This window comes from Blastococcus sp. CCUG 61487 (genome assembly GCF_005222955.1).
Lineage (GTDB): Bacteria > Actinomycetota > Actinomycetes > Mycobacteriales > Geodermatophilaceae > Blastococcus.
Map to the genome: position 1 here is coordinate 42,318 of NZ_LWUA01000221.1, position 21,787 is coordinate 64,104.

Genomic DNA, 21,787 nt, shown 5'->3' on the forward strand with positions numbered 1-21,787 from the left:
GTGGGGCCGGGCCGGCGCGCGTCAGTCGACGGCCCGCACGGTGACCGGGGGCACCCCGGTCACCCGCTTGTAGGCCCGGGAGAACGCCGCCTCGGACTCGTACCCCAGCCGCCGGGCGACCTCGCCCACCCGCGCGCCGCGGGCGAGGTCGGCGGTGGCCAGGTGCATCCGCCAGCGGGTGACGTAGCGCAGGGCCGGCTCACCGGCCAGCTCGGTGAACCGGGCGGCGAACGCGGACCGGGACATCCGCGCCTCCGCCGCCAGCCGGTCCAGCGTCCAGGCCGCGCCCGGCTCGCGGTGCACCCGGGCCACCGCACGCCCGACCTGCGGGTCGCGCAGCGCGCGCAGCCAGCCCGGGCCGTGCTCGCCGCTGTCCAGCCAGCCCCGGATCGCCTGGACGACGACGACGTCGGCGAGCCGGGTGACGACCGCCTCCGCTCCCGGCCGGTCGTGCCGGACCTCGTCGGCGATCATCCCGAGCAGCACGGTCAACCAGCCGCCCCGCGCGGCGTCGGCGGTGTCCACGAGCAGCACCGGCGGCAGCAGCCCCAGCAGGTGCCCGGCGCCCGGACGCTCCGGCTCCAGCACACCGCACACCAGGCGGGCCGGTGCGCCACCGCCGTCCAACCGCAGCACGGAGTAGTGCTCGCCCAGGTACTCCTGCGGCAGCAGATCGGCACGGCCCTCGATCCGCGCGCCGGCGTCGCTGCGCAGCACGTGCCCGCGGCCGTGCGGCACCAGCGCGAGATCACCGGAGCGCAGCGGGTGGGTCTCGCCGTCGACCTCGAGCAGGCAGCTCCCCTCGGTGACGAGGTGGAAGCTCACGCAGGCCGGCAGCGCCGGCATCTCCACACCCCACGGAGCACTGCCCTCGGCCCGGCAGTAGAAGGTCCCCCGCATGCGCAGGTCCCCCAGCACGGGTCCGAGGGGGTCGACGGGCGCCCACGGGGCGGCGGGGTCGGGCACCGGCTCAGTCTCGTCGTGGACGACCGGCGGCGTCCAGATGCACTGGACGAACGGTCATGAAATCCGGACGCTCGACCGTTCTTCGCTGCCGGTCGTCCCGCGACGCTGGACCGTGCCGGTCGCAGGGGCCGGCGCCGAGCAAGGGAGCGAGTCATGCAGGTGCTGGTCGTGGGTGCGACGGGTGGATCGGGCCGGGCGGCAGTGGCCGCTCTGGCCGCGGAGGGGCACGGGGTGACCGCGCTGGCCCGGCGGGCGAGCACGGAGCTGGCCGGGCTGCCGGGCGTCCGGCCGGTCGACGGCGACGCCACGGTGCCCGACGACGTCGACGCCGCGGTGCGAGGCCAGGACGCCGTGGTGGTGACGCTCGGGATCACGGAGAGCGCGCTGCGGGTCCGGCTGCGGGGCAGCTCGGGCACGCCGGCCGACGTCCGGTCGCGGGGCACGGCCGCGGTCGTCGCGGCCATGCGACGGCACGGGGTGCGGCGGCTGGTCGTCCAGTCCTCCTACGGCGTGGGCGAGACCCGTCACCTGCTGCCGTTGTCGGCGCGGCTGGTCTTCGCCTTGCTGCTGAGGCCGCAGATCGCCGACCACGAGGTGCAGGAGGACGTCGTTCGCAGCAGCGGGCTGGACTGGACGCTGGTGCAGCCGGTCTACCTCACCGACGGCGACGAGCCGGCGGTGCTCACCACCGACGGCTCGGTCGAGGGGATGAAGGTCTCGCGGCGCGCGGTCGGCGGGGTCCTGGCCCGGCTGGCCACGGGTGGCGACGACGTCGGCCGCTGCGTCGCGGTCTCCGGCGGCGTCCCGGTGGCCGCGGGCGCGGCCTAGGGTCGGGGCATGCGTGCGGTGACGATCAGCGAACCCGGCGGCCCCGAGGTGCTCGGCTGGGCGGAGGTGCCCGACCCGGTCTGCGGCCCGGGTGAGGTGATCGTCGACGTCGCCGCCACCGCGGTGAACCGGGCCGACCTGCTCCAGCGTCAGGGCTTCTACCCGCCGCCGAAGGGCGCCAGCGAGATCCTCGGGCTGGAGTGCAGCGGCGTCATCAGCGAGGTCGGCGAGGGCGTCGAGGGCTGGTCGGTCGGCGACGAGGTGTGCGCGCTGCTGTCGGGCGGCGGGTACGCCGAGCGGGTCGCCGTCCCGGCCGGCCAGCTGCTGCCCCGGCCCGCGGGCGTCGAGCTGGCGACGGCGGCCGCGCTGCCCGAGGTCGTCTGCACCGTGTGGTCCAACGTCTTCCTGCTCGCCGCGCTGCGCCGCGGCGACAGCTTCCTCGTCCACGGCGGTTCGAGCGGCATCGGCACCATGGCCATCCAGCTCGCCGCCCGCGCCGGCGCGCGCGTGTTCACCACGGCCGGGACGGCGGCCAAGCTCGACGTCTGCCGGGAACTGGGCGCGGAGGTGGCGATCAACTACCGCGAGGAGGACTTCGTCGAGCGGGTGCGCGAGGCGACCGGCGGCCGCGGGGTCGACGTCCTCCTGGACAACATGGGCGCCAAGTACCTGGACCGGAACATCGACGCCCTCGCCACGGGCGGCCGGCTGGTCGTGATCGGCATGCAGGGCGGCAGCAAGGCGGAGCTGAACCTCGGCAAGCTGCTGGCCAAGCGCGCCGCGGTGCACGCCACCACGCTGCGTTCCCGGCCGGCGACCGGGCCCGGCGGCAAGGCCGAGATCGTCGCCGCGGTCCGCCACGACGTGTGGCCGGACGTCGAGCGCGGCTCGGTGCGACCCATCGTCGACCGCCGACTGCCGATGTCGCGGGCCGCCGAGGCACATCGGGTGGTGGAGGCCAGCGAGCACGTCGGCAAGGTGCTGCTCCTGCCGGCGGACTGACGCAGGACCAGCGGCTGACCAGCGCGGGCTAGCGCACCGCCGAGCGGGCCCGGAGGGCGGCGACGGCGTCGATCACCAGGCCGACCTCGTCCGGGGTGTTGTAGTGCAGCAGGCCGATCCGGACCGCTCCGCCGCTCTCGGTCACGCCGAGGGCGTCGAACAGCTCGCGGGCGTAGGCGTCGCCGTCCCAGACGCAGATGCCCTGCCGGTTGAGCTCGGCGGCGACCTGGCGCGGGCGCATGCCGTCGACGCGGAAGGCGAGGGTCGGCGTCGTCCGCTCCGGGCGGCCGATCACCTGGACGTGCCGCATGGCACGCAAGGCCTGGTCCAGCCAGCCGAACAGCTCGCCCTCGTACCGGGCGACGGCGGCCATCGAGGCGCGCAGCCGCTCGCGGCGCGACCCCGGCGTCTCCCCCGACAGCGCGGCCAGGTGGTCGACCGCCGCGGAGACGCCGGCGTACAGCTCGTGCGGCGCGCTGCCGGCCTCGAAGCGGTCGGGCACCTTGTCCGACGACGGCACGAGCTTGTCGGGGTGGAGGTGGGCCAGCAGCTGCGGGTCCGCGACCACCGCGCCCACGTGCGGCCCGCCCCACTTCGACGCGGAGAGCGCCAGGAAGTCCGCGCCGAGAGCCGTGCGGTCCAGGTACAGGTGCGGGGCGGCGTGCGCGGCGTCGACGTAGACCATCGCGCCGACGGCGTGCGCCCGGTGCGAGATCTCGGCGACCTCGGGGCAGGTGCCGATCGCGCTGCTCGCCGCGGTGAGCGCCACCAGGCGGGTCCGGCGGGAGAGCAGGTCGGCGTACTGCCAGGCGGGCAGCTCCCCGGTCTCGATGTCCACCTCGGCCCAGCGCACCTCGACACCCCGTTCCGCGGCCACCTGCACCCACGGGCGGATGTTGGCATCGTGGTCCAGCCGGCTCACCACGATCTCGTCGCCCGGCCGCCAGGTCTTCCCGATCGCGCGCGCCATCGTGTACGTCACGGCGGTCATGCTCGGGCCCAGCACGACGCCGGCGGGGGCTCCGCCCACCAGGTCGGCCAGCGCCGACCGCGCCCCGCTCACCAGCGCCTCGGCCCGCGCGGAGGCGGCGAACACCCCGCCCCGCTCGGCCAGCGGGATGCGCAGCGCGTGCCCGACCGCGCGGGCGACGTCCTCGGGCACGAGCGAGCCGGCCGGGCCGTCGACGTGCACGTATCCGTCGGCCAGGGCGGGGAAGAGGCCGCGGACCCGAGCGACGTCCAGCCGGGCCTCCATGCCTGCGCACCCTAGTTGCCCGCGCCTCCTCCACGGGGGTGGACGGGGCGGCGCCGGACTCGCGGTGAGGCGTCGGCGGGCGGGGGGCAGGATGGGGCCATGACGGCACCCGGGAACAGCAGCGAACGTCGGCAGCAGGTGCTCGTGGTGGGCCCCGACGGGCAGCCGGTGGGCGCCCTCCCGATGGCCCCCTCGTCCGGCACCGGCGAGAACGGTGACGACGGCGACGACGGCGCGCTGCAGGTGAACGAGATGGTGGAGCAGCCGGCCAAGGTCATGCGCATCGGCACGATGATCAAGCAGTTGCTAAAGGAGGTGCGGGCCGCGCCCCTCGACGAGGCGAGCCGCAACCGGCTGCGCGACATCCACGCCTCGTCGATCCGCGAGCTGGAGCAGGGCCTCGCGCCCGAGCTGCGGGAGGAGCTGGAGCGGATCACGCTGCCGTTCAGCGAGGACTCCACGCCCACGGACGCCGAGCTGCGGATCGCCCAGGCCCAGCTGGTCGGCTGGCTGGAAGGTGTCTTCCACGGCATCCAGACCGCGCTGTTCGCCCAGCAGATGGCCGCGCGGGCGCAGCTGGAGGAGATGCGCCGCAAGGCCCTCCCCGGCGGCCTGCCCCAGCAGCAGCCCGACGCGCGCCCCGGCGGCGGCCAGTACCTCTGAGGCCGTCGGCCGCCCTCCCCGCCCGCCCCCGCGGCTGGGATCAGGTCACCTGATCATCGAGTGTCCTCCCACGTGGTGCGCGCTGAGGGTGGACGCGCTACGACGAGGGAGGACGCGGCGGGCTGTGGGTGAACAGGGTTCGTCCACAGATCGGTCCACGCCGTTCTGCCCCGCACGCCGTCGCCCGATCGTGGCCGCGTGCATCCCGACCTCGCCTTCGCCATCCGTCGACGCGGCGGCGTCTTCACCGTCGCCGACGCCCGCCGCGCCGGTTACCGCCCCGACGAGGTCCGCGCCGCCGTCGGCAGCGGCGCCTGGTACCGGCTGCGGCGCGGTATCTACGTCACCGCGCAGACCTGGGCCGAGGCGACCGACGACCGCTCGCGCCACGTCCTCCACGCGCTCGCCACGCTCACCGCGCTCGGACCCGGACCCGTCCTCAGCCACACCTCGGCTGCGCGGTTCCACGGGTTCCTACTCCCCCGTGGCGTCGACACCGACGTCCGGCTCACCCACCCCGACCAGTGGCGGACCGGCCCGGGCTACCGGATCACCGCAGCCACGTTGACCGCGGACGACGTCCTCCGCGCCGGCGCCCTGTCCGTCACCTCGGCCGCCCGCACCCTCGTGGACTGTGCCCGAGAGTGGGACCCGGCCGACGCCGTCGTCGCCATGGACGCCGCGCTCCACGCGGAGCGGGTCCGGCGCCGGGACCTGGTCGCCACGGTGATGGCGCAGAGCCACTGGCTCGGTATCGGCGGGGCGGCCCGGGCGGTCCAGCTGACCGACGGGCGGGCGGAGTCTCCGCTGGAGACCCGGGGCCGGCTCGGTCTGCTGGCAGCCGGTTTCCGCAGCTTCGAATCGCAGGTGGAGCTGCACGGCCCCGCGGGGTTCGTCGCCCGGCTCGACGGCTGGTTGGACGACCTGGGGGTGGCCGTCGAGTTCGACGGCTTCGTGAAGTACGCCGATCCGCGGGACCAGCGCACTCCGGCCGAAGTGGCGTGGGACGAGAAGCGGCGCGAGGACCTCATCCGCGATCTCGACGTCCCGGTCGTGCGCATCGTGCAGGCCGACCTGCCGCGACTGGAGCGGCCGATCCGGCGGCTGGACGAACTGCGGACCCGGCCCCTGCCCGGCCCGCGTCGATACCGCATCGTCCGTACACCGGAGCCCGGTTCCGACGACGGCGACGCGGCCGCCTGAGCCCCTCCTCCCTCAGCGCCGAGCGTCCTCCCTCACCGCACACCACGAGGGAGGACGCTCGACGATCAGGTCACCTGATCCCAGCCCGGAAGAACGGGGTCAGACGGAGAAGCGGGCGATGGCCTCCTGCAGCTCACCGCTCATCCGGGACAGCTCTCGCGCGGCCTGCTGCGCCTCGGCCACCCGCTGGTTGGTCTCCTGCGTACCAGCGGCCAGCCCGGAGATCGCGGCGGCGATGCCCTGGGTGCCGCTGGCGGCCTCGGCCACGTTGCGGTTCATCTCGTTGGTGGTCGCCGTCTGCTCCTCGACCGCCGCGGCGATGGTCGCCTGGAAGTCGTTGATCTCGCCGATGACCGTGGAGATCTGACCGATCGCGTCGACCGCGCCGGCGGTGTCGGCCTGGATGGCCTCGACCCGCTGCGAGATGTCCTCGGTGGCCCGGGCGGTCTCCTGCGCCAGCTCCTTGACCTCGCTGGCGACGACGGCGAAGCCCTTGCCGGCCTCCCCGGCCCGCGCCGCCTCGATCGTGGCGTTGAGGGCCAGCAGGTTGGTCTGCTCGGCGATGCCGTTGATCAGCTTGATGACCGTGGCGATCTCCTGCGAGGAGTCGCCCAGCTTGCCGACGGTCCGCGTGGTGTTCTCCGCGACCGACACGGCCTGACCGGCGATCCGGGCGGCCTCGGTGGCGTTGTGCGCGATCTCGCGGATCGCAGACTCCATCTGGGAGGAGCCGGTGGCCACGGTGTCGACGCTCGAGGCGACCGCGCCGGCCGAGGAGACGACCTCGTCGGCCTGGCCGGCAGCGGTCTCCGCGTTGAGCCGCATGCCCTCGCTCACCGAGCTGAGCTGGGAGGACGCCGCCGCGAGGCGGGTCGAGGAGTCGTTGACCAGCACCAGCACGTCGCCGATCGCGTCCAGCGTCTCGTCCAGGGACGCCGCCATGTCCTGCAGCTCGGCGCCTCCGGTCCGGCCGGCGCGCACGGTCATGTCCCCGGCCGCGACCTGGCCGAGCACCTCGCGGATCCGCTGGACCGGCCGGGTGACGCCGCGGGAGACGACGGTGGCCAGGACGACGCTGATCAGCAGCCCGGCGGCCATGATCGCGAGGGTGAGGTTGCGGGCCGCGGCGTACGCGTCGGCCGCCTCGGCGGCAGTCGTCGAGGCCTCCTGCGCCGCGGCGGCGGTGGCCGCCTCGATCGACTCCTTGATGATCGTCTCGTTCTCGCCCATGAGCGCGAGCAGTTCCAGGGCACGCGCCGGGTTGGCGGCGATGAAGCCGGGCTGCGAGAGCTCGGCCAGCGCGGGCAGGTAGGTCTCCACGGCCGTGGCGAAGGCGGTGAACGCCGCGCGCGCGTCCGCGGACAGCGGCATGGCGTCGACGGCGGCGGTGCGGTCGGCCAGGATCTGCATGTACGCCGCGGCGTTCTCCTTCGCCGTGGCGATGGTGGTCTCCGGCAGCAGGGTGACGTTGGACCGGGCGACGTTCGCCGACAGCTGCCACCAATCGGCCTCGAGCCGGCGCAGGCCGTCCAGCGGGACGGCGCCGCGGTCGTAGACCTCCTGCGCGTTGTCGCTCAGCTGCGCCATCCGTTGGATGCCGAAGGCGCCGACGCCGATGGTGGTCAGCGCGACCACGAGGATCGCGGCGAGCATCCGGGTCCGCAGGCCGATGCGGGCGGTGCGGGCGGGGTCCGGCTGGAGCGGCGTCGTGCCGTCGCCGGTGCCCTCACCGGCCGGTGCGTCCGGGTCGTACGCCTGCTCCATGCCTGCCTGCTCTCCTGAGTGCCGAACGATGCGGGTGGGACCTCGCAGTCCTTTCGGCACCGCCGCGGCTTTGTTGAGCCGGTGTCTCGATCGCCGGGGAGAGTCGTTACACGGAGGCCAGGAAGGCGGCGACGCCGTCCTCGTCGTTGCCGTCGGTCACGTCGGTGGCGACGGCGAGCAGCGCGGGATGGGCGTGCGCCATCGCGACCGCCCGCCCGCCGCCGGCGCGCACCCACTCGAAGGCGGCGATGTCGTTGGGCATGTCCCCGAAGACGACGACGTCCTCCGGGCCCACCCCGTGCTCGGCGGCGACGCGCTCGATGCCGGAGGCCTTGGTGACGCCGAGCGCGGAGATCTCGGCGAGCGCGTCGGGGCCGGAGTGGGTGACGGTGGCCCGGCCGCCGACGACCTCCTCGACCAGGCCGACGAACTCGTCGCGCGGCAGCTCCTCGTGCCGGGCCAGCAGCTTGGCCACCGGTTGGGCGACCATCTCCTCGAGGGTGGCCACCGCGACACCGGGCGCGTTCACGTCCCAGCGCGGCCGGTAGATCGGTTCGTGACGGAACTCCAGCCCGTACTCGACCGCGAACCAGGTGTCCGGCTGGCGGCCGCGCAGCTCGTCGGTGACCGAGCGGAGGACGTCGGGATCGACCGGCTCCTCGTGCAGGATCTCGAAGCTCGCCAGGTCCAGCAGCACCGCGCCGTTGCAGCAGACCGCCGTCCCGTGCTCGAGGACCCTGCGGATCCGGTGCATCCAGCGCGGCGGCCGGCCGGTGGCCAGCACGACGGGGACGCCGTCGGCGCGCCACCGGTCCAGCTCGGCGAGGGTGGCGTCGCTGACGGTGTCGTCGCTGCGCAGCAGGGTGCCGTCCATGTCGCTGGCGATGAGCCGGGGCTTCCAGTCAGACACCGGGAAGCACCGCCTCCAGGTAGCGGGCGACGCCGTCGGCCCGGTGCCCGCTGGTGAGGTGCGGCGTCAGCGCCCGGACCTCGGGGTGCGCGTTGGCCACCGCGACGGCGCGGCCCCCGGCGTCCTGCACGGCGGCGAGCATCGGCAGGTCGTTGGGCATGTCGCCGAAGACGAGGACGTCGCCGAACCCGACGCCGTACCTGTCCAGGGCCATCTGCAGCCCGCTGGCCTTGGTGATCCCGGGCGGCAGCACCTCGATGAAGCCAAGGCCGGCGTGGGTGACCTCGGCGTCGGCCGGGTCGACGACGGCCCGCGCGTGCGCGAGCAGCTGGTCCTGGTCGAGGGTGTCCGAGCGCAGGAAGACCTTGAGGACGGCGCCCTCCGGCATCACCTCGCCGCGCTCGAGGACGTGGGAGAGCTCGGGATAGGGCCAGTCGAACCCGTTCTCCACGCGCAGCCGGGTGCGCACCTCGCCCTGCTCCGCGGCGTCCTCCACGGCGATCGTGACGTCGCCGGCGACGCCTTCGATCGCCTCGATCACCCGGACGGCGTGCTCGCGGGGCATCGCGACCGTCCGCAGCACCTCCTCGCGCTCGAGGTCGACGACGAACCCGCCCTGGCTCAGCACGGCGATGCCGCGGCCGCCGAGGGCGTCGTGCACGGTCTCGAGCAACCGGGGGCCGCGGCCGGTGACGCCGACGACGGGGATGCCCGCCGCCCAGCACGCGTCGAGGGCCTCCCGGGTGCGGGCGCTGACCCGGCCGTGCTCGTCGAGCAGCGTGCCGTCGAGGTCGCTGGCCACGAGCTTCGGCCGCCACGGGTCGAGCTTCCCGAGGTCGACCACCCGGTCCGCGCCCGGCAGGATCCCGTGCGGCCGGATGGCCCGTGGCGGGCGCGCGGTCATGCGCTCGGCACTGCCGCGGCGAGGGTCATGCCCGGGGTGAGCACCTCGACGCCGCCCAGCCACGGGCGCAGCGCGACCGGCACGTGCACCGAGCCATCGGCGCGCTGGTGCACCTCGAGCAGGCAGGCGATCGTGCGGGCGATCGCGCAGAGGGTGCCGTTGAGCGTGGCGGCGGTCTGGTTCCTGCCGTCCGCGTCGCGGTAGCGGATGTTGAGCCTCCGGGCCTGGAACGTGGTGCAGTCCGACGTCGAGGTGAGCTCCCGGTAGGTGCCCTGGGAGGGGAACCACGCCTCGATGTCGTACTTGCGCGCGGCGCTCGTGCCCAGGTCACCGGCGGCGATGTCGACCACCCGGTAGGGCAGCTCCAGCGCCTGCAGGAACTCCTCCTCCCACTGCAGCAGCCGGAGGTGCTCGGCGGCGGCGTCCTCGGGTGCACAGAAGGTGAACATCTCGACCTTGTCGAACCAGTGCACGCGGATGATGCCGCGGGTGTCCTTGCCGTAGGACCCGGCCTCGCGGCGGAAGCAGGACGACCACCCGGCGTAGCGCTTCGGCCCGCTCGCGAGGTCGAGCACCTCGTTCGCGTGCATCCCGGCGAGGGCGACCTCCGAGGTGCCGACGAGGTAGAGGTCGTCGCGCTCGATCCGGTACACCTCCTCGTCGTGCTCGCCGAGGAAGCCGGTGCCCTCCATCGCCTCGGGCTTGACCAGCGCCGGGGCGACGACGGGGGTGAGACCGGCGGCCACGGCCCGGCTGATGGCCAGCTGGGCGAGCGCGAACTCGAGCAGCGCGCCCGGGCCGGTGAGGAAGTAGAAGCGGGAGCCCGACACCTTGGCGCCGCGCTCCATGTCGATCGCGCCCAGCTTCTCGCCGATCTCCAGGTGGTCGCGCACCTCGAAGTCGTAGGCCGGCACCTCACCGACGGTGCGCAGGGTGACCGCGTCGTCCTCACCGCCGGGGGGGACCTCGTCGTGGACGACGTTGGCGAGCTTCAGGTGGACCTCGCGCAGCGCGGCGTCCGCCTCGCGCTGGGCGGCCTCGGCGTCCTTGACCTCCGCGGCGAGCGCCTTGGCCTTCTCGAGGACCGCCGGCCGCTCCTCCGGGCTCGCCTTCTTCACCGACTGGGAGACGGCCTTCTGCTCGGCGCGCAGGTCGTCGGCCCGCTTGACCGCCTCGCGGCGGGCGGCGTCGGCGGCCAGCAGCGCGTCCACGAGGGACTCGTCGGCGCCCCGGGCCCGCTGGCTGGCACGGACGACGTCGGGGTTCTCGCGCACGAGTCGCAGGTCGATCACGCGCACAACACTAGGTGAGCCGCCCCTGCGACGGCCGCGTCCACGGGAGCCGCCTGCGATGGGCACGCGTCGGCGCAGCCGGCGGACGGCCGTTGGCCGCGGTGTCGTCCGGAGGACGACAATGGACACATGCGCTTCCTGCAGCGGCCCGAGCACGACCTCACCTACGCCGACGTCTTCATGGTGCCCAGCCACTCCACCGTGGGCTCCCGGCTCGAGGTCGACCTGACCACGCCGGACCGGGTCGGGACGACGATCCCGCTCGTCGTGGCCAACATGACGGCGATCTCCGGCCGGCGGATGGCGGAGACCGCGGCCCGTCGCGGTGGCCTCGCCGTGATCCCGCAGGACATCCCGGTCGACGTCGTCTCCGAGGTGCTGTCCTGGGTCAAGGCCCGCCACCCGGTCTACGACACCCCGATCACGCTGGCGCCCACCTCGACGGTCGGCGAGGCGCTGTCGCTGCTGACCAAGCGCGCGCACGGGATCGTCGTCGTCGTCGAGGACGGCTCCCCCGTCGGCGTCGTCACCGACGGGCAGTGCCAGGGGGTGGACAGGTTCACCCAGCTGTCCGAGGTGATGACCCGCGACCCGCTCACCGTCCCGGCCGGCACCGACCTGCCGAAGATCTTCGACGTGCTCTCCGAGGAGCGGGTCAGCGCCGCGCCCGTGGTGGAGGGCGACCGACTGGTCGGCGTCATCACGAAGAAGGGCGCGCTGCGCTCGGCGATCTACACCCCGGCGCTCAACGCGCAGGGCGAGCTGCTGACGTCGGCCGCCGTCGGCATCAACGGCGACGTCGCGGGCAAGGCGGAGGCGTTGCTGGCCGCGGGAGTGGACGTGCTCGTCGTCGACACCGCGCACGGCCACCAGGAGAAGGCGATCGAGGCGCTGCGCGCGGTCCGCTCGGTGGCCGGCTCGGTGCCCGTCGTCGCGGGCAACGTGGTGACCGCGCAGGGCACGCGCGACCTCATCGAGGCCGGCGCCGACGTCGTCAAGGTGGGTGTGGGCCCGGGCGCCATGTGCACCACGCGGATGATGACCGGGGTGGGGAGGCCGCAGTTCTCCGCCGTCGAGGAGTGCGCCGCCGAGGCGCGCGCCCACGGCAAGCACGTGTGGGCCGACGGCGGCGTCCGGCACCCGCGCGACATCGCCCTGGCGCTGGCCGCGGGCGCGGCGAACGTGATGGTCGGCTCCTGGTTCGCCGGCACCTACGAGTCGGCCGGCGACATCCACGACGACGGCTCGGGCCGGCTCTACAAGGAGTCGTTCGGCATGGCGTCGGCGCGCGCGGTCAAGGCGCGGACGGCGTCGGCCTCCGGCTTCGAGCGGGCGCGGGCGGGCTTGTTCGAGGAGGGCATCTCGTCGTCCCGGATGTACCTGGACCCGGCCCGCCCCAGCGTCGAGGACCTGATCGACCAGATCGTGGCCGGCGTGCGGTCCTCCTGCACCTACGCGGGGGCGCGGACCGTCGACGAGCTGCACGAGCGGGCCGTGCTCGGCGTGCAGAGCTCGGCCGGCTACGAGGAGGGCCGGCCGCTGCCGACGTCGTGGTGACGACGGCGTGAGGCCACTCCCGCTGCCGGTCTTCGAGGCGCTGGTCGCCGACGCCCTCGACCAGGTGCCGCCCGAGCTCATGCGGCTCATGGACAACGTCGTCGTCCTCGTCGAGGACCGGAACCCCGACGAGCCCGAGCTGCTCGGGCTCTACGAAGGGTTCGCGCTGACCGAGCGCGGCTGGGACTACGGCGGGGCGCTGCCCGACCGGATCATGATCTACCGCGAGGCGATCTGCGACATCTGCGAGACGGCCGAGGAGATCGTCGAGGAGGTCACGATCACCGTCGTCCACGAGATCGCGCACCACTTCGGCATCGAGGAGGACCGCCTCCACGAACTCGGCTGGGGCTGAGCAGGGCCATAAGCACGCAAATGGCCCTTCCGGGAGCCCGGGTAGCGTTCCGGGACGTGCCCGAGAACATCGCCGCCACCGGCAAGCTGCCGATCAAGATGCTGCACGACCGCATCCTGGTCGCGCTCCGCAAGGAGGACGGCGACCGCCGCTCGAGCGGCGGCATCCTCATCCCCGCCACCGCGCAGGTCGCCAAGCGACTGGTCTGGGGCGAGGCCAGGGGCGTGGGCCCGACCGTGCGGCAGGTGAAGGTCGGCGACCAGGTGCTCTTCTCCCCCGAGGACCAGCACGAGGTCGAGGTGCACGGCGAGGACCTGATCATCCTGCGCGAGCGCGACGTCCACGCCGTCGCCGCCGAGCGCATCGAGGAGTCGACCGGCCTCTACCTCTGACGCGCGATCGTGCGCTCATGGACCTCTCGGCGCTCGAATGAGGGCCGTCAGCGCACAACGATCATGATTCCCGGGCGTGGCGGGTGACGACGTCGGTCATGTCCAGCAGGAACCGGTGGACGACGGCGAGCTCCTCGTCGTCGTAGCCCTCCATCGCGGCGGCCAGATCCGCGGCCAGCCCACCGAAGTGCTCGCCGCCGGCGGCCATCGCCGAGTCCGACATCTCCAGCACCACGCGCCGGCGGTCGACGTCGTCCCGGATCCGGCGCAGGTGCCCGACCCGCTCCAGCCTGTCGACCAGCGCGGTCACCGAGGCCGAGCGCAGCTCCACCGCCTCGCCGAGCCGGCCCGGCGTCATCGGCTCCCCCCGCCGCGTGGCGTCCATGATCGCGACCAGCGCCCGCACGTCGGTGCGGTTGAGCCCGTGCAGATGGGCGAATCTCTGCCCGACTGCATCCAGTTCGACGTTCAACCGCCGAAGGAGCAGTGCCACCTCCCGGCGGACGTCGTCCTGCGGTGCCATCGGTCACCTCCGTTCGCGCGTCGTCGGGATCCACCCTAATCTCTCGATGATCGAGATTATCGACCGACGAAGGACATCATGCGCAGCCGAACCTCGCTCCTCCGCTGGCTGATACCGGCGCTCGTCGCGATCGCCTGGCTGGCGCTCGCCGGACCGCTGGGCTCGTTCAGCGGCAAGCTCGGCGAGGTCTCGGAGAACGACTCCGCCGCCTTCCTCCCCGACAGCGCCGAGTCCACCCAGGTCACCGAACTGAGCCGGGAGTTCCAGTCCGAGCGCACCCTGCCGGTCATCCTGTTCTGGGAGAGCGACGACGGCGCGCTGGACCCCGCCGCGCAGGGCGAGGCGCAGGAGCGGCTGGACGAGGCGATCGCCATCGCCGAGGACGCCGGCGCGCTCGAGGGCGACCCCTCCCCGGTCATCCCGTCGGAGGACGGTGAGGCGCTGCAGGCCGTGCTCCCGTTCAACCCCGACCTCGGTGACACGCTCAACGAGGTCATCGCCGAACTGCGCGGCCTGGACGGGATCGACGGGACGACGGCGTACGTCACCGGCCCCGGCGCGATCTTCTCCGACTTCTCCGAGGGCTTCTCCGGCATCGACGGCCTGCTGCTGGTCGCCGCGTTCGGCGTCGTCCTGCTGATCCTGCTCGTCGTCTACCGGAGCCCGCTGCTGCCGCTGCTGGTCATCGGCACCGCCGGCCTGGCGCTGACCGTCTCGCTCGCGGTCGCCTACTTCCTCGCGAAGCAGGGCTGGATCGACGTCAACGGCCAGAGCCAGGGCATCGCCTCGATCCTCGTCGTCGGCGCGGCCACCGACTACGGCCTGTTGCTGGTCGCCCGGTACCGCGAGGAGCTGCGCCGGGAGCAGTCGAAGTACGCCGCGATGCGGGTGGCCCTCCAGCGGTCCTGGGAGCCGATCCTGGCCTCCGGCGGCACCGTCATCCTCGGCGTCCTCTGCCTGGTCTTCTCCGACCTGGGCTCCAACCGCGGGCTGGGCCCGATCTCGGCGGTCTGCATCGCGTTCGCCATGCTCGCCGCGCTCACCTTCCTGCCCGCCGTCCTGGTCCTGCTCGGCCGGGCCGCCTTCTGGCCGTTCCGCCCGAAGTACGGCCAGGAGGTCGCGCACGGCAAGGGCTGGGAGCGGATCGCGACCTCGGTGGGACGGCGCCCTCGCCGCTACCTGCTGGCCAGCGGTGGCGCGCTCATCGCCCTGTCGCTGTTCGTGCCGCTGTTCGACTCCGACGGCATCCCGCTGTCCGAGGCGGTGCGCGGCGGCTCGGAGTCCGGTGCCGGCCAGGAGGCGATCGCCCGGCACTTCGAGGCGGGCGCCGCGAGCCCGGCGATCATCATCACGCCGGCCGACGGCTGGCAGGAGGTCGCCGAGGCGGCGGCCGCTACCGACGGCGTCGCCGAGGTGGAGCCGTTCACCGGCGAGCAGGCCGGCCCGCCCGGGGCGGCCGGTGGCGAGCCGGTGGAGGTCGACGGACTCGTGCGGCTCGAGGCGACCCTGGACGACGCTCCCGACAGCGAGGCGGCGCAGAGCACGGTCTCGGACCTGCGGACGACGGTGCGCGACGTCGACCCCGACGCCCTGGTCGGCGGCTCGAGCGCCCAGGATCTCGACACCCAGGAGACGGCGGCCCGCGACCTGCTGGTCATCGTCCCGCTGGTGCTGCTGGTGATCACCGTCGTGCTGGCGCTGCTGCTGCGGGCGATCGTGGCACCGGTCCTGCTCGTCGCGACGACGGCGCTTAGCACGCTCGCGACCGTCGGCGTCGGCGCGCTGGTCTTCGAGCACCTGTTCCAGTTCCCGGGCAGCGATCCGCAGGTGCTGCTCATCGGGTTCGTGTTCCTGGTGGCGCTGGGGATCGACTACAACATCTTCCTCATGACCCGGGCGCGCGAGGAGTCGATCCGGCACGGGGCACGGGACGGCGTGCTGCGCGCGCTGGCGGTGACCGGCGGGGTGATCACCAGCGCCGGGCTGGTGCTGGCGGCGACCTTCGGGGCGCTCACCGTGCTGCCGCTGGTCATCCTCATCCAGCTCGGGTTCCTGGTCGGGTTCGGCGTCCTGCTCGACACCTTCGTCGTCCGCACGCTGCTGGTGCCGGCCGCCGTCCACCTGATCGGCGACAAGGTCTGGTGGCCCAGCAAGCTGGCGGACGGCCCGACCGCACCGGCGCCCGAACGCGAGCTCGAGCGCGTCTGACGCCAGTTGATCATCGTCTCCGTGCTCCGCCGGACGGCGCGCCTTCCCGTGCCGCGCGCACGGAGACGATGATCAACTCGAGGGAGCGCGCATCACCGGCGCATCGCGGTCCCGACCCCGGTCAGCCGGCGAGCAGGATCCAGACGATCAGCCCGAGGCCGAGCAGCACCCACGGCGCCGGCGCGAGGTTGACCCACCGCGCGGCGGTCACCAGCCGGCCGGCGAACAGCGACCACGACACCGCGACCCCGGCCACGAACACCACCGGGTAGATCCACCAGGCCAGCAGGATCAGGACGGCGAGGTCCGACTCCCAGCTCGCCAGCCCCATCGTGCCGCCGACGCCGAGGACGAACCACGGCAGCAGGAACAGCAGGTAGACGCCCTGGGCGAGGCCGAGCTCCCAGGCCGCGCGCCGCCGCGACGGGGGCGGGCCGACGGGGCCGGGCGGCGGGGGGAACGGCGTGACGGGGAGCACGGCCGCGCAGCGTAGCGGCGCTACACCCCGCCGGACCGCAGCCGCGCGAGCCACCCCTCGGCCTCGGCGAAGGCGGCGTCCTCCGACTCCGGGGGCACCGGCACGTTCTGCCGCCCGTCGGCCCGCGGGTACGAGCCGAGGAAGCGGACGTCGTCGCAGACCCGGTGCAGGGCGGCCAGCGCCTCGCCGACCCGGGCGTCGGCGATGTGCCCCTCGCAGTCCAGCGAGAACGAGTAGACGCCCAGCCGCTCGCGCGTGGGCCGCGACTCGATCCGGGTGAGCGAGATGCCACGCGACGCGAACTCGCGCAGCAGGTCCAGCAGCGCCCCGGTCCGGTCGCCGACCACGACCACCATCGAGGTCTTGTCGTTGCCGGTCGGCTCCGGCAGCGGGCCGGGCGGGGCGACGAGCACGAACCTGGTGACGGCGCCGGCGTGGTCGGCGATGTCGTCGGCGAGGGGCTCCAGCCCGTAGCGGGCGGCGGCGATCGCGGCGCACACCGCGGCGTCGTGCTCCCCGGCGGCCACCGCCGCCGCGGCCGCCGCGGTCGAGGTCGCGGGCAGCGGGGTGATCTCCGGGAGGTTCGCCGCCAGCCAGCGGCCGGTCTGCGCGAGCGCGTGCGGATGGCTGGCCACCGAGCGCACGTCGGCCAGCGTCGTCCCCGGGCGGACGGCGAGGGTGAACGCGACCGGGAGGAACACCTCGCGGGTGATGAGCAGCGCGTCGCCGTCGGCCAGCCCGTCCATCGTCGCCGGGACCGAACCCTCCACCGAGTTCTCCAGCGGCACCAGGGCGGCGTCGGCGTCCCCCGAACGGACGGCGGCCAGCGCCGCCGGGACACTCGGGCGGGGGGTTCGCGTTCCCTCGCTGGTGGCAACGACGCTGCTCAGGGCGGCTTCGGCGAAGGTACCCTCGGGTCCGAGATAGACGAACCGCGTCGGGGGCGTGCTGGGTCGAGTCCCGGGCATCCGACGAGGGTAGTGCGGGCGGATCGGCCGAGACGTGATCCGGGGGAAGCTGCCTCGCTGTCCGTTCGATCCGACCGCACGACCGGACGACGACCCGCGACTGGAGGTGGCGTGTCCCGCGCCTCGTCACCCACCTCGTCGCCGCCGCCGTCCCCGGCCGACTCCTCGCCGGCCGCGCGGGCAGCGCTGCAGGCGGCCCTGTGGCACCTGCTGGACGCCGGCGACCGGGAGGTCGGCGCCTTCCGGGCGGTCCTCGACGAGGTCGACGACGCCCTGTCCGGGACCGACGAGCCGTACTGGCGCGCGTGGCGGTCCGCGGTGGCGGCGCGGAGCAGCCAGGTCGACGGCGACCTCGAGGCCGTCGGCGCGGCGGTCGGCGCCGCCCGCGAGACCCTGGCCGAGTGCCTGCCGTCGGTGTGGACGGCGCTGGCGCTGGCGTACCTGGCGCACGTCGAAGCGGGCGCCGACCACGTGGACGCCGCGATGCTCATGGCGGTCGACGCCAGCCTGCTCACCGACGAGCCGTCGGCCCAGGAGCCGTCCCGCGCTCTCCTGCAGGCACACCGCTGGCTGGCGCTGACCCTGTCCGCGCTGGACCTCGAGGAGCTCGCCGTCCTGCACGCCCGCCGCGCGCACCTCGTCGCCGCGCAGCTGCCCGGCCTGGCGGACCGGTGGCGGACCCTGCTGCTCAGCGCCGCCCAGCAGGTCGAGCTCGCCCAGACGCTGCACCGGCGCGGTGACGGGCCCCGGGCGCCGAGCTCGCCGCCGAGGCGACCGCGTGCGCCGTCGCCGCCCGGGAGCTGGACATCGACACCACCGCGGCCGAGGCACACGCCCTCGACCTGGTGCAGGCGTGGGCGCTGGCCTGCGCCGGCGACCTCGACGGCGCGCTGGGGCCGCTGCGCAGCGTGCAGCGGCGGGTCCAGGCCGACGGCGACGTCTGGCTGCGCGGCCACACCGACCTCGTCCTCGCCCGCCTGCTCGCCCGGATGTCCGCCCGCGACGGCGATCCGAACGCCGGCGAGGAGGCCGTGCAGCTGCTCGTCGACGCCTCCGGTGCGTTCGCCGCGACCGGCGACCGGCGCCGCTACCGCCAGTGCCTGCTCGAGCTGGGCCGCACCAGCGCCGACCTGGGCCGCTCCGCCGACGCGCTGCACTGGCTGGAGGCCTACCGCGCCGACACCGGCCGCGCGAACGCGCAGGGCCGGCAGCTGTGGGCCGAGATGTTCGTCCGTCGCAGCCGGCTCCGGGAGGCCGAGCGGCAGACCGCCGTCCTGCGCCGGCACGCGCTCGAGGACCCGCTCACCGGGCTGGGCAACCGGCGCAGCGCCGAGCGCCGGCTGGCCGGGCTGCGGCTGGGCGAGGAGCCGCTGTCGCTGGCGGTGGTCGACGTCGACAGGTTCAAGGAGGTCAACGACGGCGCCTCGCACACCGAGGGCGACGTCGTCCTGCGCCGGGTGGCCGACCTGCTGCGCGAGCACAGCCGCACCGGCGACGAGGTGTACCGCTGGGCCGGCGACGAGTTCCTGGTCCTGCTGCCGACGGCGACCGAGGCGCAGGCCGTCGCGGTGATGGAGCGGCTGCGTGCGGCCGTCGCGGCCGCGGACTGGTCGGACCTGCCGCTGCCCGAGCCGGTCACCGTGAGCATCGGCGTCGCCACCGCGCCCGAGGTGCCCGACGACGACCCGGAACCCGTCCTCGGCTGGCGCACGCTGTTCGAGAGCGCCGACCTGCTGCTGTTCTCCGCCAAGCGCAGCGGGCGGAACCGGGTGCGCGCCCCGGGCGGGAGCACGGGCGACGACGGCCGGCCGCGGGCATGACGACGGTCCGCGGCTGGGACGCGTGGGGCACGACGGGCAGGGCGCGGCGCGTTCCCGACGACCTGCTCGACACCGAGGGGGGCGGAGTGCACAGTGCGCTCGTGCCACCGGGAACCCTGCACCAACGGGTGACCGCTGCCCTCGCCAACTGGCGGCTGGACGACGCCGAGCAGCTGCTCTCCGGCGTCGACGGCGAGCCCTCGCCCTACGAGGCGTCCGAACCGGACCCCGCCGGCGGCGCCCCGGACCTCGGCCGCGCCTGGGCCGACACCCTGCGCGCCGAGCTGCTCGTCCGCCGGCTGCGGGTCGCCGGGTTCACCCTCGTCGGCGAGCCGGTCTCCACGTCCGGCGCCGAGGCCGAGCCGGCCCTGGACCTGCACGCCGGTGTCGCCGGCCTCATCGACGGCCACGGCTCGACCGAGCAGCCCGGCGCCGACCACCGCTCCGAGTCGGCCTCCCGCGCCGCGCTGGCCATCGCCCTGGTCCGGTCGGCCAAGGCCGCCTTCGACGCCACCGACGACGACCTGCAGCGAGCGGCCGGGCTGGCCCGGCACGCGCGGATCGAGCTGCTCTCCCGGCGGATCGACGCCGCCATGGACGAGGCCGTCGAGGCCGCCAGCCTGCTCGACCCCGCGCTGCCCCCGAGCCGGCTGCTGGTGGACACCCTCGGCACGCTGGCCGGGGTCCTGGCCGACCTGGAGCTCATGCCGCTCGCGCTGGACTTCCAGCGCCGCGCGCACGAGGCGGCGCGCGCCGCGGCCGCCGAGCCCGACGCCCTGCAGCCGGCCGACGGCGACCCGGACGTGCTGGTCGCCGGGGCGGCCACCCGGCTCGGCGAGCTGTGCGCCGAACTCGGCGAGGGGCTGCTCGACGACGGCTCCCCCGACGCCGCGGGCCCGCACTTCGCCGAGGCCCGCGCGCTCGCCGAGGAGGCGCTGCAGCTGCTGCCCCCGGACTCCCCGGGCCTGGTGGCGGCCCAGATCGTGCACGGCTGGGCGCTGGTCGGGCTGGGCGAGCACACCGCCGCGATCGGTCAGCTGCGCGCCGCGGTCCGGATCACCTCGGCCGTCGACGACCGCACGCAGCGCGCCGCCGCGCAGCTGGCCCTCGGCCGGGCGCTGCGCCGGCAGGGCGACTTCAGCGGCGCCGACGAGCACCTGGTCTCCACCCTCCACCTGGCCACCGAGCACGGCCTGCCCCGGCTGCGGCGGGCGGCCCTGCGGGAGCTGTGCACGCTGCACGCCGAGCTCGACGACGCCGGCCGGGCGCTGCCCTACCTGCAGACCTACCTGGCCGACGAGCTCGACCGGGTCGACGAGCGGCGCACCCGGTGGGTGGAGCTGTTCGGCCGGCGCAAGAGCCTGCTGGAGACCGAGCGGGCCGCCGGCCAGCTGCGCCGGCAGGCCTACGAGGACCCGCTGACCCACCTGCCCAACCGCCGGTACGCGGAGGCCCGACTCGACGGGCTGCTCGCCGGTGGCGGGGTGCCGGCGCTGGCCGTCGTCGACGTCGACAGGTTCAAGTCGATCAACGACGCCATCGGCCACCCGGGGGGCGACGCCGTGCTCCGGGCGGTGGCGGAGCTGCTCATCGCCGGCGTCCGCGACAGCGACGAGGTGTGCCGGTGGGCCGGTGACGAGTTCGTCGTCCTGCTGCCCGACACCACCGCCGAGCAGGCCGAACGGGCGCTCGAGCGCACCCGCAGCAAAGTGGCCGGCTACGACTGGGCCTCCCTCGGGCTGGACCAGCCGGTGACGATCAGCGTGGGGATCGCCTCGGCGGCCCGCGGGGACGACCGTCGCACGCTGTTCGCTGCCGCCGACGGAGTGCTCTACGACGCCAAGCGCAGCGGCCGCAACCGCGTGATCCGGCTGTCGGGGGTCACGCAGAAGCGGGCCGCACCCGAGGAGCGGGGCGACGGTACGAGCCGGGAGGACGACGGCTTCGCGCCGCTGCTCGCCACGGCACCGGCCGCCGCGCCGTCGTCGCCCGCCGAGCCGCCGCTCGGGGTCGACCGGCCGGACGAGCCGCTGCTCGGCCCGCTGCCGCCTGCGCCGGTACCCGCGGTCCGCGCGGCCGCCGTGGAGCCGGAGGTCGTCTGGGCCACCGGCCGCACGACCGAGCAGGTGCTCGCCCTGGTCCGGGCGGCCCGCAGCGCCCACCCCGAGCGTCCCGTCCTCGTGCTGCGGGCCGGCGCGGACACGCTGGTCGCCCTGGCCGGCGAGCACGAGGGGTGCACGACCGTCGACGCCGCCGCGAAGGCCGCCGCCGTCGGGCCGCTGCCCCAGCCCGTCGGGCAGGTGGACGTGCTGTGCGCGGCCGCGCCGGACGCCGGGGTCGCCGCGGAGACCGCCTTCGTCGTGCGGGTCACCGGCAGCCGCGCGGTACGGCACGACGACGTGGCCGGACCGGCGCTGCGCGCGTTGCTGGCCGACCCCGCCGTCCTCGGCGCGGCCGACTGCCTGGTCGTCGTCGCCGGGCTGGACGCGGGGGTGACCGCGGCGGTGGCCGAGGCGACCGACGTGCCGGTCGTCGCCGTCCCGACCTCGGCCGGCCAGCCGCAGTCGCTCGGCGGCCTCGGCGCGCTGATGACGGTCCTCAACTCGACGGTGCCGGGCGTGGCGGTCAGCACCATCGACAGCGGCTACTCCGCCGGCGTCCTCGCCGCCCGGATCGCCCGCCGCTCGGCCCGCTGACCC

Annotated in this window: 20 protein-coding genes; 10 read left to right on the forward strand and 10 right to left on the reverse strand. The window is 74.8% G+C overall.

Translation table 11 applies throughout. The features are described from left to right. Window positions 1-21 precede the first annotated feature (21 nt). Window positions 22-966, reverse strand: coding sequence for an AraC family transcriptional regulator (locus A6V29_RS11045; protein WP_249933167.1), 945 nt, complete (start codon window positions 964-966; stop codon window positions 22-24). Window positions 967-1,119: 153 nt separating this feature from the next. On the opposite strand from A6V29_RS11045, the gene A6V29_RS11050 reads away from it, so the two are divergent. Together A6V29_RS11050 and A6V29_RS11055 are read left to right on the forward strand one after the other, a co-directional pair. Then, a complete protein-coding gene (locus tag A6V29_RS11050; protein ID WP_137160326.1) occupies window positions 1,120-1,794 on the forward strand; it encodes an NAD(P)-dependent oxidoreductase in 675 nt (224 codons plus the stop codon). Between the two features lie 9 nt (window positions 1,795-1,803). Next, a complete protein-coding gene (locus tag A6V29_RS11055) occupies window positions 1,804-2,796 on the forward strand; it encodes an NAD(P)H-quinone oxidoreductase (protein WP_137160327.1) in 993 nt (330 codons plus the stop codon). Between the two features lie 28 nt (window positions 2,797-2,824). Here A6V29_RS11055 and A6V29_RS11060 read toward each other — a convergent pair whose 3' ends face one another. Next, window positions 2,825-4,051 (reverse strand): cysteine desulfurase-like protein, encoded by a 1,227-nt coding sequence (locus tag A6V29_RS11060; RefSeq protein ID WP_137160328.1) that lies wholly within the window; start codon window positions 4,049-4,051, stop codon window positions 2,825-2,827. Between the two features lie 99 nt (window positions 4,052-4,150). Between A6V29_RS11060 and A6V29_RS11065 the strand changes: the two genes are divergently transcribed. Together A6V29_RS11065 and A6V29_RS11070 are read left to right on the forward strand one after the other, a co-directional pair. Beyond that, window positions 4,151-4,714, forward strand: coding sequence for a bacterial proteasome activator family protein (locus tag A6V29_RS11065; RefSeq protein ID WP_137160329.1), 564 nt, complete (start codon window positions 4,151-4,153; stop codon window positions 4,712-4,714). Between the two features lie 198 nt (window positions 4,715-4,912). Beyond that, a complete protein-coding gene (locus A6V29_RS11070) occupies window positions 4,913-5,917 on the forward strand; it encodes a type IV toxin-antitoxin system AbiEi family antitoxin domain-containing protein (protein WP_137160330.1) in 1,005 nt (334 codons plus the stop codon). Window positions 5,918-6,016: 99 nt separating this feature from the next. Here the strand turns inward: A6V29_RS11070 and A6V29_RS11075 are convergent, their stop codons facing one another. The 4 genes from A6V29_RS11075 to serS form a co-directional block, all read right to left on the reverse strand. Then, window positions 6,017-7,681, reverse strand: coding sequence for a methyl-accepting chemotaxis protein (locus A6V29_RS11075; RefSeq protein WP_137160331.1), 1,665 nt, complete (start codon window positions 7,679-7,681; stop codon window positions 6,017-6,019). A gap of 106 nt (window positions 7,682-7,787) precedes the next feature. Beyond that, window positions 7,788-8,591 (reverse strand): HAD family hydrolase, encoded by an 804-nt coding sequence (locus A6V29_RS11080; RefSeq protein ID WP_137160332.1) that lies wholly within the window; start codon window positions 8,589-8,591, stop codon window positions 7,788-7,790. Further along, window positions 8,584-9,495, reverse strand: a complete 912-nt coding sequence (locus A6V29_RS11085) for an HAD family hydrolase (RefSeq protein ID WP_137160333.1) — start codon at window positions 9,493-9,495, stop codon at window positions 8,584-8,586. Before A6V29_RS11085 ends, A6V29_RS11080 begins: the two co-directional genes overlap by 8 nt. Next, window positions 9,492-10,787, reverse strand: coding sequence for a serine--tRNA ligase (serS, locus tag A6V29_RS11090; protein ID WP_137160334.1), 1,296 nt, complete (start codon window positions 10,785-10,787; stop codon window positions 9,492-9,494). Before serS ends, A6V29_RS11085 begins: the two co-directional genes overlap by 4 nt. 129 nt (window positions 10,788-10,916) lie before the next feature. Between serS and A6V29_RS11095 the strand changes: the two genes are divergently transcribed. Genes A6V29_RS11095 through A6V29_RS11105 form a run of 3 tightly spaced genes read left to right on the forward strand, consistent with a single transcriptional unit; the run spans window position 10,917 to window position 13,091 of the window. Then, complete coding sequence (locus tag A6V29_RS11095) at window positions 10,917-12,344, forward strand: GuaB1 family IMP dehydrogenase-related protein (RefSeq protein WP_137160335.1); 1,428 nt, start codon at window positions 10,917-10,919, stop codon at window positions 12,342-12,344. A 7-nt stretch (window positions 12,345-12,351) separates the two neighbouring features. Next, window positions 12,352-12,699, forward strand: a complete 348-nt coding sequence (locus A6V29_RS11100) for a metallopeptidase family protein (RefSeq protein ID WP_137160336.1) — start codon at window positions 12,352-12,354, stop codon at window positions 12,697-12,699. A gap of 56 nt (window positions 12,700-12,755) precedes the next feature. After that, window positions 12,756-13,091 (forward strand): GroES family chaperonin, encoded by a 336-nt coding sequence (locus tag A6V29_RS11105; protein ID WP_249933168.1) that lies wholly within the window; start codon window positions 12,756-12,758, stop codon window positions 13,089-13,091. A gap of 61 nt (window positions 13,092-13,152) precedes the next feature. On the opposite strand, the gene A6V29_RS11110 is transcribed toward A6V29_RS11105, so the two are convergent. After that, a complete protein-coding gene (locus A6V29_RS11110) occupies window positions 13,153-13,614 on the reverse strand; it encodes a MarR family winged helix-turn-helix transcriptional regulator (RefSeq protein ID WP_137160338.1) in 462 nt (153 codons plus the stop codon). A 78-nt stretch (window positions 13,615-13,692) separates the two neighbouring features. Between A6V29_RS11110 and A6V29_RS11115 the strand changes: the two genes are divergently transcribed. Beyond that, window positions 13,693-15,822, forward strand: a complete 2,130-nt coding sequence (locus A6V29_RS11115; RefSeq protein ID WP_137160339.1) for an MMPL family transporter — start codon at window positions 13,693-13,695, stop codon at window positions 15,820-15,822. Between the two features lie 121 nt (window positions 15,823-15,943). Here A6V29_RS11115 and A6V29_RS11120 read toward each other — a convergent pair whose 3' ends face one another. The 3 genes from A6V29_RS11120 to A6V29_RS21615 form a co-directional block, all read right to left on the reverse strand. Next, window positions 15,944-16,300: a hypothetical protein gene (locus tag A6V29_RS11120; RefSeq protein ID WP_137160340.1), complete on the reverse strand. Its 357-nt coding sequence runs from the start codon at window positions 16,298-16,300 to the stop codon at window positions 15,944-15,946. 20 nt (window positions 16,301-16,320) lie between these two features. Further along, entirely contained in the window at window positions 16,321-17,268 is a 948-nt protein-coding gene (gene pheA, locus A6V29_RS11125) for a prephenate dehydratase (RefSeq protein WP_137160341.1), read from the reverse strand. 126 nt (window positions 17,269-17,394) lie between these two features. Then, window positions 17,395-17,997, reverse strand: a complete 603-nt coding sequence (locus tag A6V29_RS21615; protein ID WP_249933169.1) for a hypothetical protein — start codon at window positions 17,995-17,997, stop codon at window positions 17,395-17,397. A gap of 116 nt (window positions 17,998-18,113) precedes the next feature. Between A6V29_RS21615 and A6V29_RS21620 the strand changes: the two genes are divergently transcribed. Both A6V29_RS21620 and A6V29_RS11135 read left to right on the forward strand, forming a co-directional pair. Beyond that, window positions 18,114-19,088, forward strand: coding sequence for a GGDEF domain-containing protein (locus A6V29_RS21620; RefSeq protein WP_249933170.1), 975 nt, complete (start codon window positions 18,114-18,116; stop codon window positions 19,086-19,088). After that, window positions 19,085-21,784, forward strand: a complete 2,700-nt coding sequence (locus tag A6V29_RS11135; protein WP_137160342.1) for a diguanylate cyclase domain-containing protein — start codon at window positions 19,085-19,087, stop codon at window positions 21,782-21,784. Before A6V29_RS21620 ends, A6V29_RS11135 begins: the two co-directional genes overlap by 4 nt. Window positions 21,785-21,787: the final 3 nt, after the last annotated feature.

Coding starts and splice junctions, on each gene's coding strand:
- A6V29_RS11115 (WP_137160339.1), top strand. CDS start 13,693: ATGCGCAGCCGAACCTCGCTCCTCCGCTGGCTGATACCGGCGCTCGTC.
- A6V29_RS11110 (WP_137160338.1), bottom strand. CDS start 13,614: ATGGCACCGCAGGACGACGTCCGCCGGGAGGTGGCACTGCTCCTTCGG.
- A6V29_RS11085 (WP_137160333.1), bottom strand. CDS start 9,495: ATGACCGCGCGCCCGCCACGGGCCATCCGGCCGCACGGGATCCTGCCG.
- A6V29_RS11135 (WP_137160342.1), top strand. CDS start 19,085: ATGACGACGGTCCGCGGCTGGGACGCGTGGGGCACGACGGGCAGGGCG.
- A6V29_RS11095 (WP_137160335.1), top strand. CDS start 10,917: ATGCGCTTCCTGCAGCGGCCCGAGCACGACCTCACCTACGCCGACGTC.
- A6V29_RS11065 (WP_137160329.1), top strand. CDS start 4,151: ATGACGGCACCCGGGAACAGCAGCGAACGTCGGCAGCAGGTGCTCGTG.
- A6V29_RS11050 (WP_137160326.1), top strand. CDS start 1,120: ATGCAGGTGCTGGTCGTGGGTGCGACGGGTGGATCGGGCCGGGCGGCA.
- A6V29_RS11060 (WP_137160328.1), bottom strand. CDS start 4,051: ATGGAGGCCCGGCTGGACGTCGCTCGGGTCCGCGGCCTCTTCCCCGCC.
- A6V29_RS11075 (WP_137160331.1), bottom strand. CDS start 7,681: ATGGAGCAGGCGTACGACCCGGACGCACCGGCCGGTGAGGGCACCGGC.
- A6V29_RS11055 (WP_137160327.1), top strand. CDS start 1,804: ATGCGTGCGGTGACGATCAGCGAACCCGGCGGCCCCGAGGTGCTCGGC.
- pheA (WP_137160341.1), bottom strand. CDS start 17,268: ATGCCCGGGACTCGACCCAGCACGCCCCCGACGCGGTTCGTCTATCTC.